At 38.8% G+C, this 13,974-nt stretch carries 13 protein-coding genes and 1 pseudogene; 7 read left to right on the plus strand and 7 right to left on the minus strand.

All coding sequences use genetic code 11. From position 1 onward, the window contains the following. Positions 1–604: 604 nt before the first annotated feature. From E0409_RS15755 to E0409_RS15770, 4 genes are all read right to left on the minus strand, one after another. Positions 605–835 (minus strand): hypothetical protein, encoded by a 231-nt coding sequence (locus E0409_RS15755; protein WP_131292374.1) that lies wholly within the window; start codon positions 833–835, stop codon positions 605–607. 255 nt (positions 836–1,090) lie between these two features. Continuing rightward, positions 1,091–2,182, minus strand: a complete 1,092-nt coding sequence (locus E0409_RS15760) for a YheT family hydrolase (RefSeq protein ID WP_131292376.1) — start codon at positions 2,180–2,182, stop codon at positions 1,091–1,093. Between the two features lie 82 nt (positions 2,183–2,264). Further along, positions 2,265–2,675 (minus strand): nuclear transport factor 2 family protein, encoded by a 411-nt coding sequence (locus E0409_RS15765; RefSeq protein ID WP_131292379.1) that lies wholly within the window; start codon positions 2,673–2,675, stop codon positions 2,265–2,267. A gap of 120 nt (positions 2,676–2,795) precedes the next feature. Beyond that, entirely contained in the window at positions 2,796–4,820 is a 2,025-nt protein-coding gene (locus E0409_RS15770; RefSeq protein ID WP_131292381.1) for an NADPH-dependent 2,4-dienoyl-CoA reductase, read from the minus strand. Between the two features lie 137 nt (positions 4,821–4,957). Between E0409_RS15770 and E0409_RS15775 the strand changes: the two genes are divergently transcribed. Both E0409_RS15775 and E0409_RS15780 read left to right on the plus strand, forming a co-directional pair. After that, positions 4,958–5,500: a PadR family transcriptional regulator gene (locus tag E0409_RS15775; protein WP_131292383.1), complete on the plus strand. Its 543-nt coding sequence runs from the start codon at positions 4,958–4,960 to the stop codon at positions 5,498–5,500. An 18-nt stretch (positions 5,501–5,518) separates the two neighbouring features. Next, positions 5,519–6,427 (plus strand): alpha/beta fold hydrolase, encoded by a 909-nt coding sequence (locus E0409_RS15780; RefSeq protein WP_131292385.1) that lies wholly within the window; start codon positions 5,519–5,521, stop codon positions 6,425–6,427. A 26-nt stretch (positions 6,428–6,453) separates the two neighbouring features. Here the strand turns inward: E0409_RS15780 and E0409_RS15785 are convergent, their stop codons facing one another. Beyond that, positions 6,454–7,368, minus strand: a complete 915-nt coding sequence (locus E0409_RS15785) for a LysR family transcriptional regulator (RefSeq protein WP_131292390.1) — start codon at positions 7,366–7,368, stop codon at positions 6,454–6,456. Between the two features lie 252 nt (positions 7,369–7,620). Here E0409_RS15785 and E0409_RS15790 point away from each other — a divergent pair, with 252 nt between their 5' ends. Next, a complete protein-coding gene (locus E0409_RS15790; protein WP_131292392.1) occupies positions 7,621–8,520 on the plus strand; it encodes a LysR family transcriptional regulator in 900 nt (299 codons plus the stop codon). 406 nt (positions 8,521–8,926) lie between these two features. On the opposite strand, the gene map is transcribed toward E0409_RS15790, so the two are convergent. Further along, a complete protein-coding gene (map, locus tag E0409_RS15795) occupies positions 8,927–9,721 on the minus strand; it encodes a type I methionyl aminopeptidase (protein WP_131292394.1) in 795 nt (264 codons plus the stop codon). Between the two features lie 361 nt (positions 9,722–10,082). Between map and brnQ the strand changes: the two genes are divergently transcribed. Continuing rightward, entirely contained in the window at positions 10,083–11,369 is a 1,287-nt protein-coding gene (gene brnQ / locus E0409_RS15800; RefSeq protein ID WP_131292396.1) for a branched-chain amino acid transport system II carrier protein, read from the plus strand. A 487-nt stretch (positions 11,370–11,856) separates the two neighbouring features. Beyond that, positions 11,857–12,099, plus strand: coding sequence for a hypothetical protein (locus E0409_RS15805; protein WP_131292398.1), 243 nt, complete (start codon positions 11,857–11,859; stop codon positions 12,097–12,099). Between the two features lie 72 nt (positions 12,100–12,171). Here the strand turns inward: E0409_RS15805 and E0409_RS15810 are convergent, their stop codons facing one another. Further along, entirely contained in the window at positions 12,172–12,636 is a 465-nt protein-coding gene (locus E0409_RS15810) for a hypothetical protein (RefSeq protein ID WP_131292401.1), read from the minus strand. Between the two features lie 117 nt (positions 12,637–12,753). Here E0409_RS15810 and E0409_RS15815 point away from each other — a divergent pair, with 117 nt between their 5' ends. Both E0409_RS15815 and E0409_RS15820 read left to right on the plus strand, forming a co-directional pair. Next, positions 12,754–13,614: an alpha/beta hydrolase family protein gene (locus E0409_RS15815; RefSeq protein ID WP_131292404.1), complete on the plus strand. Its 861-nt coding sequence runs from the start codon at positions 12,754–12,756 to the stop codon at positions 13,612–13,614. 208 nt (positions 13,615–13,822) lie between these two features. After that, positions 13,823–13,974: pseudogene (locus E0409_RS15820) on the plus strand (IS256 family transposase); the annotation flags it as partial.

Raw genomic sequence — 13,974 nt, forward strand, 5'->3', positions numbered from 1 at the left:
TCCAAGTAAATCTGTTTGAGAGAAAAACCTTAAAAGCTTTATTCATGCCCGATAAAATACCGATAAAACAAAAGGAAGCTCAATTGAGCCTCCTTTTATGAAAAATTGTGGGACAGCAGTGCCCTAAGGTGCTTTTTTTATACAACATATTGCTGACTAATTAAACATTTGCCCGAAAGCATAAATTACCAGCATCAACATCAGAACGGATGAGGAAGTTAATAATAATTCTAGTTTGCTCATCATATACCACTCCCCTATATAAAGTGGATTACTTTTTATACCTTTATAATACTCACCAATAAATGACAAAAAGTGACAAAAAGTACTCACAATCATACAAAATTGTAAAAATTGATTTCTTTAGGCTTCTCTAAGAAAAAAACTTCTTCTCGAATAAAAAGGATATGAATAGAATCCTAAATCCCTTAATCACTAAGGCACATCAACTATTGCACATAAAAAACAATGTTTATTGTTATAAAAATGGCACGTTGAGAGAGAATTTTTATTGATACAAAACAGCAACTGTAAATGGATAATCAGATAGCAAAAAACCGCCATCAAGGCGGTTTTTAATTTAGATCAGTGATTATTTATATGTTTAATTCACACGTGAGGTGAATCGGAACATCTCATTAACACCTGTATAGAAGCTACGACCATCAAGGTTCAAATCGATTTCAACACCAGACTGAAGCAAAACTTTCTTTCCAACTTCAACCCATTTAAACCCATCGCGAGTACTTTGCATTTTTTTTGAAGGGACCAGCGATACAACAATTTCACTACCATTTACAGATTTTGCTACTAAATTTTCAATTATATTCAACATTTACACCAATTTTTTCAACACATACAGAAACGCCACCATTGGCATTTCAAAATAACAACCTTAACTTTGATAACGCAGATTAAATAGACTTATATCAATTTTAAAAAAAGAACACTTTCATGTCATTTTTATTGTTGAATCAATTATAACAGAAATACTGATTCAAAGACTAACTATTTATCAGTCATACCACTGTCAATTGCATCAAAACATTTCAAAGAACCCGTTGATAAATTAATTGATATATTCTTAAATTTACTGATGTTGCGCAATCAAATAGTCTGCAATCAACCGTGCTGACCATGATTGCGTGTGATTTACACCTTCATAAAAACCGCAATGGCTACCCTTTTTCGTAGTTACCACCATAATGTTGGACATTTGTTGAATGGCTTCTTTATAGGGGTCAAAATTCCGAATATGGCAAACTGGATCATCCTCTGCATTTAAAATCATCAGTGGAATTGTGACATTTTCAAATACCAAGATAGGGTTGGTTGCCTGATTATAGTCTTCAAAACTGCTATAGCCTGCCAGTTCAAAACACTGATATTGAAATTCCAACAGGCTTGTACTCGCCAGTACTTGTGGTAGAGATTCTGTTTTTTCCCATGTTGTCGTATAAGGGTAAATAAAAGACTTAAATAGCTTTTTGGTCATGACCTTGCTGTAAAAAGGATGAACATTTTTAAAGCCATGTTCAGTGTCATAACCCGGACAAAGTGCAAAAGCGGCTTTAAATGGGGTTTGTTCACCCTCTTCACCCAAATAGCGCACCAACAATCCTGTACCTGCAGATGAACCTACAGCATATAAAGGAGAATCTGGAAATTTTGTCTGAATATGCTGAATTTGTTCACGCAAATCATCGGTTGAACCGAATATAGAAATCTTCGGTATCGGCATGGGTAAATTGGCATGGCCACGGCGCAAACACAACGCTACACGCCATCCTGTATGTCGATGCAAGTCACGTACCAGTTCTGACATGCTTTCTGGTGTGCCAGTCAGGGTATGCATTAATATAATGGTCGGGGTGTCTGTGGGAAGATCAAGTCCATACCAGGCAATACCAGTGACACCACCATCAGGCATCTGTAACTGTTCAATGGCATCATATTTAAGCTGAATGGTTTTCTTTTTAATCAAGTCAAAATACATCAAATGCAAATGCGTATTTGACAACCACGGCGTCGGACGATATTTCTGCTTCAGTTGAGGCAAAACATCGAGCATTTGCCGTGCTTCACCTTCTGGATGGAAATACAGTGTGGGGAATTCTGCACCAGTCATCTGATCAACTATTTCTTGTGCCAACAGACTGATTTTTTTGACTAAAGATTTCATATTCGCTCCACCTTACAATGATGCAACTCAAAATACTTAGTACGTGTCATTCCATTAACAGTTTATATCTTTACTATACTCCTTATGCTTTTGGCATAAAAGCAGCCATACGCTGTCCCATCTGTGCTGCCAATGCTTCCAGACCACTCTTTGGTCGCAGCATCACTTCAAAATCAATAATTTGACCTTGTTCATTAAACTGAATCATGTCTATGCCTTTAAGTTTTTTTTCACCGACATGGGCTGAAAACTCCAGTACCACATTCAATCCATCTTCCGAATAAAATTCGCGGTGATAAGTAAAGTTTTCAAAGATCTGAATCACGTTGGTCAAAATAAAAAACACCACTTGCTTACCCGGATAAGGGTTATAAGCTACCGGTGAACGAAACACCACATCTTCAGCAAGCAGCTCATTCAAGATAGACATATCACCCGTTGCAAGCATTTCATGCCATCGTTGTACCGACACTTGAGTAGTTTTTAAAGCCATTTTTATTTCCTTATGATTTTATTATTTCACTTCAGGGATTAGAGCGGTATTTTCTTTTTACAGCAAACCTATTTAAGCCCTCACCTAAATCCTCTCCCTAAGGGAGAGGACTTTATACCTTTAAATTACCGCTGCAAAATCAGCACCTTGACGAATTGCACGTTTCGCATCCAGTTCACCTGCTTCTTTTGCGCCACCAATCAAATGCACATTTTTTCCATCCGCTTTCAGTTGATCGAACATCGCGGTAAATGGTTCCTGACCGGCACAGATCACCACGTTATCAACTTCTAAAACTTTGGGCTGACCATTAACTACGATATGCAAGCCTTGATCATCAATCTTTTCATAGCTTGCACCTGCCACCATTTTCACATTACAGTGTTTTAAACCGGTACGGTGAATCCAGCCCGTGGTTTTACCCAAGCCTGCACCCACTGATTTTGATTTACGTTGCAACAGATAAATTTCGCGCTTTGACTGTTCTAGTTCTGGTGCTTTCAAACCACCGACATTTTCATAAGTGGTATCAATGCCCCATTCATTGTAGAATTTTTTAGGATTCAGGCTTGCACTATCCCCTTCATGGGTTAAATATTCAGCCGTATCGAAACCGATCCCACCCGCGCCAATAATCGCAACGCGTTGACCCACTGGTTTACGTTCTTTTAATACTTCCAGATAGGTCAGTACTTTGGGATGATCAATACCTTCAATCTCTAAATGACGTGGGGTCACACCGGTTGCAACCACAATCTCATCAAAGTTTGATTCGCTCAATTCTTCATAAGTCGCCTGATGATTTAGATGCAATTGAATATTGGGTTGTAATTCAATTTTACGTTTGAAGTAACGCAAGGTCTCATAAAATTCTTCTTTGCCCGGAATCGTTTTGGCAATATTAAACTGACCACCAATTTGATTGGCCGCTTCAAAGATAGTGACTTTATGCCCACGTTCAGCTGCATAGGTTGCAAAGCTTAAACCTGCCGGCCCCGCACCAATCACCGCAATATTTTTAACAACCGCTGTTTCTTTAAAGATCAGTTCTGTTTCATAGCAAGCTCTTGGATTAACCAGGCAAGTGGCAATTTTCATTGAGAAAATATGATCCAGACAGGCCTGGTTACAACCGATACAGGTATTGATTTCATCACTACGACCTTGTTCCGCTTTTTGCACAAAGAATGCATCGGCAAGCATTGGACGTGCCATGGAAATCATGTCGGCATGACCAGAAGCCAATACATGTTCTGCCATTTCTGGGGTATTAATACGGTTTGAAGTAATGAGGGGCACATTGACCAAACCTTTGAGTTTTTCTGTCACCCAGGTAAAGGCAGCACGCGGCACTTTGGTGGCAATGGTCGGAATACGTGCTTCATGCCAGCCAATACCGGTATTAATAATGGTTGCACCGGCTTTTTCAATTTCTTTCGCCAGTTGCACCACTTCTTCAAAGGTTGAACCGCCTTCGACTAGATCCAGCATCGATAATCGGTAAATGATGATAAAGTTTTCACCGACTTCTGCACGGGTACGTTTTACGATTTCAATCGGGAAACGAATACGGTTTTCATAACTACCGCCCCATTCATCATCACGATGGTTGGTACGAGCAGCAATAAACTCATTAATCAAATAACCTTCCGAACCCATGATTTCTACACCATCGTATCCTGCATATTGTGCCCACTTGGCACAATGGGCAAAGTCATCAATGGTTTGTTGTACTTCAGCGCTGTTTAATGCATGCGGTTTGGTAGGATTAATCGGTGCCTGAATAGCTGACGGCGCAACCAGATCAGCCTGATAAGAATAACGCCCGGTATGTAAAATCTGCATGGCAATTTTGCCACCTGCATCATGCACCGCTTTCGTAATCACTTGATGCTTTTCAGCTTCTTCACGGCTGTCTAATTTAGCTCCACCGGCAAATGTCAATCCTGCATCATTTGGTGAAATTCCCCCAGTCACAATCAGCCCTACACCGCCTTGAGCACGTTCAGCATAAAATGCGGCCATACGATCATAACCACTGGGTGCTTCTTCCAGACCCACGTGCATAGAGCCCATCAAGACACGGTTTTTGAGTGTGGTAAAGCCTAAATCTAAAGGTGCTAACAAATGAGGGTAATTAGACATATGATCTCCTTGGCGTGCTGTCTGAGCTAGCGGATACGGTGCTTAATGCAACTTGTTGCACAATTTATATTCCAGATTTGATTTTTATGCAACATGTTGCATAATGATCGGGTAAATTTTTACTGACTGAGTCGTCTATGTCTTTAGCCCATGTTTTATTGACCAGCTTAATTGAAAAACCCAGTACCGGGATTGATTTAGCACGTCGCTTTGACCGTTCCATGGGCTTCTTCTGGAATGCAACGCATCAGCAGATTTACCGTGAACTCAGCGGCATGCAGCAAAAAAACTGGATTTCCACACTGGAGGACAACAACTCTACGAGTCGGAAAAAAACCTATCAGGTGGAACAGTTGGGTCGTACTGAATTAGCAGACTGGATGGTCAAACAAAGTCCGCCTGCGCAATTACGTGAAGAGTTGATGGTGCGTCTGCGTGCCGAAGCTCAACTGGGCGGTAATACTGTACTCCCTGAACTGGAACGGCATCTGATTTTACACAAAGAAAATCTAAAAATTTACCAAACAATTTTTGCAAAAGATTTTGCCCATGGGCAAGATCAAGACCGAACCCAGTTTATTCATAAAATGATTCTACAACTTGGGATTGATTTGGAAATGGGCTGGATTACTTGGCTGGAAGCTATGATTCCACAATTAAAAGCATTCGATGAACAATAATAAACCAAGGAAATAACCATGTCACATTACCGCATGCCTGATGGAGAACAACTGTTTGTCCGCGAATTTGGACAAGGCAAACCTGTTTTAGTCCTATCAGGTTTGGGTATGCAAAGTTGGCAATGGCTTCCTTTCTTATACCCCCAAGCCAAGAACCATAAATTCATTATTCCAGACTGGCGCGGTTTTGGCGGCTCAAAGGGCTGCCGCATTCCTGAACTGGATGCCATTTCCAGTCACTGGCGGGATATAGACAGCTTAATTGAACAACTTCAATTAGATCAATTTTCGGTGATTGCTTATTCCATGGGGGCAACAACCGCCATGCATGGCATGCATTACAGTAATTTAAATACAAAATTAACCCGTTATCTGCATATTGATCAAACCCCAAAAATTTCGGTAGATAAGACTTGGCAATACGGTTTATTTAGCCAGCAACAACCCAAATTTAAACAACTCTTGGCGGAGATCTCGCAACTGCTTGCATCCAAACCTCATGCACTTCAGTTGTCTGATCTAGATTCAGCATCCCGACAACATTTATTAGAACTTTGGCTCGGGTTTCTTCAACTCCAAGCGAGCAATAAGGTTACTCCTTTACTGTTCAAAACAGCATTAAAACAAGCTAAATTACAGTCCCTTATTTTACCGATGCAGCGTCTGGACTATTTGGCCTGGTATGTAAATAATTATTTACATCATAACGAAGACTATCGTGATGCTATTGCCCAGCTTGCTTGCCCAAGCACTTTTTTCATTGGTGAAGAATCCAAACTATATCCTGCAGCAGGACAAAAAATAATTGCCAATAGCGTAAAAAACTCCAAACAGATTATCTTTGAAAAGTCTGGGCATACGCCGTTAATCAGTGAACCGATCAAATTCGTTCGCGAAATTGCTCAATTCTTAAAACAAGGCAATTAAATGAAGTTATTCAATATCGAACAATCTTAGAAAATTCGACGATCATACTTGATCGCTTCCAGATCATAGACTTGATAAACACTATCCAATAATGAACGGATATAGTCACTGTCGTCAGCGTTCCGGATAATCAGAAACACCGGACTTACGGCGTCATCATCCAATATAGGAATATAATTCAGATGCTTAAACTGCATGGTTTTCGCACTCTCTGGAACAATGCACAGACCTTCTCCTGCAGCCACCAAACCTAAAGCCAGTTGAATATCCTCGACTAGGGTTAAATTCTTAGGCTCTAAACCATACTCTGAAAATAGACCTTTCATTTGGGTCGAAAAACTCGGCTTGGGTTGATTGGGATACAACAACACATGTTCCTCAACAATTTCCTCGAGTTTGACTCCTTGTTTTTTTGCGGCAAGAGGATGACTAGAATGTACGGCGACCATTAACGGTTCTTCACGCAATAAAATTCGCTTGATTGCAGGGTCAGAAATTCGGACCCGACCAAAACTGGCATCAATACGACCCTCTTTCAGCGCGTCTATTTGCTCCATCGCATTCATTTGAATTAATTTAATTTTCAAATAGGGTTGTTGCTGGCGAAATAAATACACCACACGAGGTAATAATCCATACAACAATGAACCACCAAAGCCGATGGTCATGGTTTTTTTTATAATGCCTTCACGCATGGTGATCGACTTCATCTGGTCCGCACTGGATAACAGCTTCACCGCTTGCTGATAAAAAAAATGTCCTACAGCGGTAGGCTTTAATGGACGACTTCCACGCTCAAACAGCAAAGCACCCAGCTCAGTTTCAAGGTTTTGAATTTGACGACTTAAAGGAGGCTGGGCAATAAACAGTTTTTCAGCAGCCTTGGTAAAGCTCTGCTCCTCAACAACTGCAACAAAATAGCGTAAATGTCTTAATTCCATGACATTTTTCCTTTATTCAAATCCATATATTTATAAAAAGTCATAATAAGAATGGAGAAATCTAACCTTGTTTAACTCAAAGCAGCCACAGATTAAATTAAAGAAAAGCCCTCTATATAGATATTCCACTTTAGCCTTGCTATCTCAATAAGATAGCCAAGTAAAATCTGAAAAATTAAACAAATTTAAAATTGACAAACTGAAACGATAAACCTTTAATCTGCAATATTGTTGCATAAATGGAATTCTTAAATGCTATCTGATCTTGATGATTTTTATTGCTTTGCATTGGTGGTCGAACATGGCGGCTTTAGCGCAGCAGAACGGGCAACCGACATCCCCAAATCAAAATTAAGTCGTCGCGTTTATAATTTGGAAGAGCATTTGGGGGTTCGGTTAATTCAACGCAGTTCGCGCCATTTTGCAGTCACCGACATTGGCATGAATATTTATCGCCATGCACAGGTCATGATGAATGCTGCCCAAGCTGCACATGACTTGGTTGATCATCTGAGTATCCAGCCACGTGGCGTGATTAAGGTCAGTCTACCTGTCTCCATTGCGCAAAATGAAATTGCAAAAATTCTGCCTAAATTCCTCAAAACCTATCCTGAAATCAAAATCCAGCTCATTGTGAGTAATCGACGTGTGGATATCATCAATGAAGGGATTGATATCGCATTACGTGTTCGTTCAAATTTAGATGACGATCCGAGTCTGGTAATACGCAAATTTGAAAACATCGAACAGCACTTATTTGCCAGTCAGGCTTATCTAAATGAATTTGGTGAGTTAAAACAACCGGAAGATTTAAGCCAGCATCAAATCCTGAGTATGGGAGATGAACATTTAGATCAGCATATTGTGGTACACGATGAACACAATCAGCAGAAAAAAATCAAGGTGAACCCGATGGTGATGGGTTCTGATTTAATGATGCTGGCGCAACTCGCAAGACAAAATTGCGGAATTGCCTTATTACCTGACACCATTGTCCAAGACTACATTCAAAGCGGTGAATTAGTCCACGTGCTCCCCAACTGGAAAGCACCCCATGGTATTTTCCATGCGGTTTATCCATCTCGCCGTGGACTACTGCCTGCTGTACGTGTCTTTATCGACTATTTAGTAGAACAGCTCGGCAAACATTAGTTTTTTTGATGATTGGGCGTAAAAAGATGATGGCTGAATATTTAAAGTGACCTGTATACACATTTCAGCCATCGCTCGACAAAACAAAAAACGAGACGCATAAATAAAGTATGAAATATCACTTGATGTAGATAAAATTTTAGACAAAAAAAAGCTTACCCGAGGTGGGTAAGCCTATAAACTTTGAAAAAGAAACTACAGCTAGAATCTATATGTATATAGTACGAAATAAATACAGCTAAATCTAATATTTAATTAATATGACAAAAAAAATCAAAAAACTATTTTTTCAATTAAAACAGATATTTAAATTTGTGACTAATCGTTTTTAAAACTTTATTAGTACACAAAATAAACTAATTTTAACCAAAATATAAAACAGTCTATTTCATTTAAATCTTATTCGTTAAATTTCAGGATATGCACCTGTGCCTTCCGGCCAAGGTGATAAAAGCTCAAAACCGGTGTCCGTCACGGCAACCATATGTTCCCATTGTGCAGTTAACGAACGGTCTGCTGTCACTACTGTCCAGCCATCTTTAAGTTCTTTCACACGCGGTTTACCAGCATTGACCATCGGTTCAATGGTAAAGACCATACCTTTTTTAAGTTGAAGCCCCTGACCCGGTTGGCCATAATGCAAAACATTCGGTTGTTCGTGGTAAACTTGACCAATACCGTGACCGCAATATTCACGCACAATGCTATAACCTTCACGATGTGCAACCGACTGAATGGCAAAACCGATATCCCCCAAAGTTGCACCCGGTTTCACTGCATGAATCCCCGCAACCATAGCCTCATAGGTGGTTTCAACTAATTTTTTAGCTTCAGGCTTAACCGTACCCACGTAATACATACGACTGGTATCGCCAAAATAACCATCTTTAATAATCGCAACATCAATATTGATAATGTCACCATCCTGCAAAATGGTGTTTGGCGATGGAATACCGTGACAAACCACTTCATTGGGTGAAATACAGGTGGTTTTGGTATAACCATAATAGCCCACATTGGCCGGAATCACTTTTAAAGTGTTTACAATGAAATCATTACAAATATCATCCAGATATTCCGTACTTACGCCCGGCTTGACATACTTCCCTATCATTTCTAAAACCTGAGCAGCCAAACGCCCCGAAATACGCAGTTTCTCGAGATCTTGCTCAGTTTTAATGGTAATAGTGGAAGCTTTCATCGCATCATCCTCATAAATAAGGCTTATGATTATAGACCTTTTACTATTTTTTTGTTTAATTACAGTACAGAAAGCAAAAAGAGTTGTGCTTTTTTAGGGTTTTAATGACTGATTTACATACATTTAAACTGTCATTACAAAAAAATTTAACAATTGGTAAATTTTAAAAAAAATAAGAATATTTTTCCTTATTTTTTATTTTTAATTAAATAATCAATAATATAAATCTACCAAAATTTATCCAGTTGTTCATATATTTGTATATGCATATCAATAAAAATCATAACCTGCAGGAAATAAAGTACCAAAATGCTTTTCTATCCTCTAAAATTGCCTCTTTTGTTCAATCCATCTCCCCTCTATGACAAGTCTCCGTACAAGGGATATTATTGCCTTAGGTTTTATGACCTTTGCACTTTTCATTGGTGCCGGCAATATTATCTTTCCTCCGATTGTCGCTCAACAAGCGGGTGAACATGTATGGTTAGCTGCTTTAGGTTTTCTAATCACTGCAGTTGGTCTGCCTGTTATCACCATTATGGCATTATCGCGTGTAGAAGGATCCATCCAAAATTTAAGTTCGCCTTTAGGTAAAATCGCCAGTCTGATTTTAACTATCGTGTGTTACTTAGCTGTTGGTCCTTTATTTGCAACTCCACGTACAGCAACCGTTTCTTATGAAATCGGTTTTTCTTCTTATTTTGGTACATCAAGTAGCAGCCTGCTCATTTACAGTGCAATTTATTTTGCCGTGGTGACTGTTGTATCTTTATACCCAAATAAACTGCTCGACACTGTAGGTCACTTCCTTGCACCTTTAAAGATCGTTTCTTTAGCTGTGTTGGGTATCGCTGCGTTTGCAATTCCTGCTGGATTCATTCCACCTGCAATTGATAATTATGTGACAGCTCCTGTTTCTGAAGGTTTCGTGAATGGTTACTTAACCATGGACACTTTAGGCGCATTGGTCTTTGGTATTGTCATTATTCACGCGATTCATTCACGTGGTGTAACTGACAAAAAACTGGTGACTAAATATGCAGTGATCGCAAGTTTGATTTCTGGTGTGGGTTTAACGCTCGTTTACTTAAGCCTGTTCAAATTAGGTTTAGGCAGTCACGAAGTTGCTCCAAATGCAGCAAATGGTGCAGTGATCCTGCATGCATATGTGCAACATGCGTTTGGTGATGTTGGCTCTCTGTTCTTAACTGGAATGATTTTCCTTGCCTGTATGGTTACAGCCATTGGTTTAACCTGTGCATGTGCGGAATACTTCTCTGAACTGACTAAAATTCCTTATAAAATCTTGGTTTTTGTTTTGGTTGGCTTCTCATTCATCATTTCAAACTTAGGTTTAACCAAACTTATTGCAGTGTCTGTACCTGTGTTAAGTGCAATTTATCCACCAGCCATTGTCGTTATTCTACTGAGCTTCTGCTGGAAGTTTTTCAATAGACCTGCTTACGTTGTTGCGCCAGTAACTGCGATTGCATTTTTATTTGGCATACTGGATGGACTTAAAGTTGCAGAGTTTAACTTGCCTGAAATCGTTCAACATTTACCTTTAAATGCACAAAATTTAGCATGGCTTATTCCATCTACCCTTGTGCTGATTATTGCTATTGTGATCGACAAAGTTAAAAAATAACTGAAAACTGAAGTCATTAAAATCAAGTTTTACCCAAACATGATTTTAAGCGTGATCAATAAAACCTCCTGTTTTACCCAAATAGAGTTTTATTGTTTACATCTCTTTTTGACACCGTTTTCTGTATATAGCCCACTAAAAACGATTAACGATTCATCGTTATTTCCCTCAGTTTCTTTTCCTTCAATATGCCGTACCGTATGCGACTGGCATCAATATTGCTTGCTTATCTCTCTATCTACTATTGTTGAATAAAGCTTATTTATGGCAAAGTGATACCATAGATTCTGGTCACTTTATGTACTAAAAATTACCTAATGTTTACATTTTGAATTAAAACAGCAAATGAATTTATGCACTAACATGGTTTTATTACAAAATAATGACATTTGCTATTGAAACAATATTAAATAAGCAGTACAACAATAGAAACTAATCTGACTAAAACAATTAGGTTTAGGTCAAAAAAACCACAGGAGGGGTGGAGATGTTATCATTACATTTCAATAAAGAAATCTTCATTAACGCTCTAAAAGCAAATAAGAACATGGTCACTTATTTGAGTACAACGGTTGCTCTGCTTGTGACACTCATTATTCATGGTTTAATTCAAGGCAATTTAAAACCTGAATACTTTATGTATGCTTTTATTGTTTCAGTGGCCTTTTATATTTGGGCTGTGGTCGATCAAAAGTACCGTCAGCAGAAACACAGCAATTCTACAGAATAAAAGATGGGTGACTCTCACCCATCTTTAAAAAAAAAGAAAAAATTATAAATATTATCTAGTTAATCTTCTTAATCAAAATCCCTTCAAACCCTTTATTGCTCCAAGCAACAACCCTGCTGTCGCTCCCAATTCTCCAATGACTAAAAAAATCATCGCACTGCTGAGCATCCATTTTGGCAAGTGCCATCGCCCCATCTGATGTGGTTGTCTAAATTGATTATTAGTATCTTTCAGCCAGCCATGCAATACATAGCTTAAAATTGAAAAACTAAAAAAGAAGAGATTGATCAATACAAAGATGAAGTTAAGTCCCTCAGCCCAGACTGAAAAATATGCCAATACCGCAATAATTAAACTGGCAGGCGCGTACAACAAACTGCTTCTATGGGCAATATCGACATAATAATGTGCTCGAGCCTGTTCAGAATGGCGGATCTGATAATATTTCCATACCCCAGTCAGCATACCAACCCAAAGAAAAACACCGCTAAATATAATTGCCAGCGAAACAGACTGATTTAAACTTCCAATATCCATTGATTTATATCCTTATTTTTAGAATGCCATTCTGACTTTAAAGTCATGATTTATGCAAGTTTCTTTTTTGAACTTGGGTACAGTGGTAACACGTTAAATTCAATGCATGTTCTAAATATGAGTGTTTTTGAAACATTAGAAATCAGCTGTAAAGATGGATATTCTCTCAGCGGACATTTTTACCCAAAACAAAATTCAAGTAAAAATAATCACCCCATTTTAATTTGTCCTGCCACTGGAATTACTCAATATTTCTACCAAGCTTTTGCAGAATGGCTAAGCACACAAGGTTATGATGTTTTAAGTTTTGACTTCCGTGGTATTGGTCGCTCGCTACATGGTCCTGTGAGTAAGTTTGAGGCCAGTATTATCCATTGGGGACAGTTTGATATTCCTGCGGCAATTGATACCTTGTTATGCAAGACACAAGCAGAGCAAGTCATTTTACTGGGTCATAGTGCAGGCGGTCAGCTTTTAGGAATTGTACCAAATTATCAAAAAGTTGCTAAAGTTATTGCAGTTTCCGGCTCAACCGGACATGTGAAAGGTCTAAAAGGAAAAACCAAACTGCTCGCGCCGGTCATGTTCAATGTCATTTTCCCATTAGCGCGTATTACCAAAGGTTATGGTCCAACCCAAGCCATTGGTATGGGTGAAAACCTACCCAAAGATGTGGCTAAACAATGGGCGCAATTTTGTAGCAAACCAGGTTATGTCATGAACGCGATGGGTAAAACTGTTTTTGAAGATTATCACGCTAAAATTGATTGTCCGATCACGGTGCTTTGGTCATCGGATGATGAAATTGCAACCGCTGCAAACGTAAAAGACTTGCTACGCTTATACCCCAATGCAGACACTCAAATGATTGAGTTAAAGCCTAAAAGCTATGACTATAAAGCGATTGGTCATATGCTGATGTTTAAAAAATCACATCAAAATTTATGGCCGGTGATTGAACAGCAATTGGCTGTTTAAATCAGATTTAGATGGTTATTTTATGGTTGCTGTGTTCTAATACACTCAGTTTGAGATGAGCCTCTTACAGTATATGGGCTTGATCTATATACGACTAGCCCCTAACCATGGGGCTTTTTATTACCTAAATGTTGGGACTGTTCTAAATTTTGTGTAAGTACTTAATTTTCATTTATCCTACTGAGGATAATAAAAAGAGGTACTTCACATGGATGAAGCTACAATCAAAAGTATGGCAGCTGAATTAGCTAAAGGTTTAAAAACTCCTGAAGATTTAAACCAAATGACAGCCATATTTAAAAAGTTCATGATTGAAACCGCTCTGAATACTGAGCTTTCTGAACATTTAGGCTATGAAAA

This window comes from Acinetobacter sp. ANC 4862 (assembly GCF_004336635.1).
Classification (GTDB): Bacteria; Pseudomonadota; Gammaproteobacteria; order Pseudomonadales; family Moraxellaceae; genus Acinetobacter.

Coding starts and splice junctions, on each gene's coding strand:
- E0409_RS15755 (WP_131292374.1), bottom strand. CDS start 835: ATGTTGAATATAATTGAAAATTTAGTAGCAAAATCTGTAAATGGTAGT.
- E0409_RS15760 (WP_131292376.1), bottom strand. CDS start 2,182: ATGAAATCTTTAGTCAAAAAAATCAGTCTGTTGGCACAAGAAATAGTT.
- E0409_RS15765 (WP_131292379.1), bottom strand. CDS start 2,675: ATGGCTTTAAAAACTACTCAAGTGTCGGTACAACGATGGCATGAAATG.
- E0409_RS15770 (WP_131292381.1), bottom strand. CDS start 4,820: ATGTCTAATTACCCTCATTTGTTAGCACCTTTAGATTTAGGCTTTACC.
- E0409_RS15775 (WP_131292383.1), top strand. CDS start 4,958: ATGTCTTTAGCCCATGTTTTATTGACCAGCTTAATTGAAAAACCCAGT.
- E0409_RS15780 (WP_131292385.1), top strand. CDS start 5,519: ATGTCACATTACCGCATGCCTGATGGAGAACAACTGTTTGTCCGCGAA.
- E0409_RS15785 (WP_131292390.1), bottom strand. CDS start 7,368: ATGGAATTAAGACATTTACGCTATTTTGTTGCAGTTGTTGAGGAGCAG.
- E0409_RS15790 (WP_131292392.1), top strand. CDS start 7,621: ATGCTATCTGATCTTGATGATTTTTATTGCTTTGCATTGGTGGTCGAA.
- map (WP_131292394.1), bottom strand. CDS start 9,721: ATGAAAGCTTCCACTATTACCATTAAAACTGAGCAAGATCTCGAGAAA.
- brnQ (WP_131292396.1), top strand. CDS start 10,083: ATGACAAGTCTCCGTACAAGGGATATTATTGCCTTAGGTTTTATGACC.
- E0409_RS15805 (WP_131292398.1), top strand. CDS start 11,857: ATGTTATCATTACATTTCAATAAAGAAATCTTCATTAACGCTCTAAAA.
- E0409_RS15810 (WP_131292401.1), bottom strand. CDS start 12,636: ATGGATATTGGAAGTTTAAATCAGTCTGTTTCGCTGGCAATTATATTT.
- E0409_RS15815 (WP_131292404.1), top strand. CDS start 12,754: ATGAGTGTTTTTGAAACATTAGAAATCAGCTGTAAAGATGGATATTCT.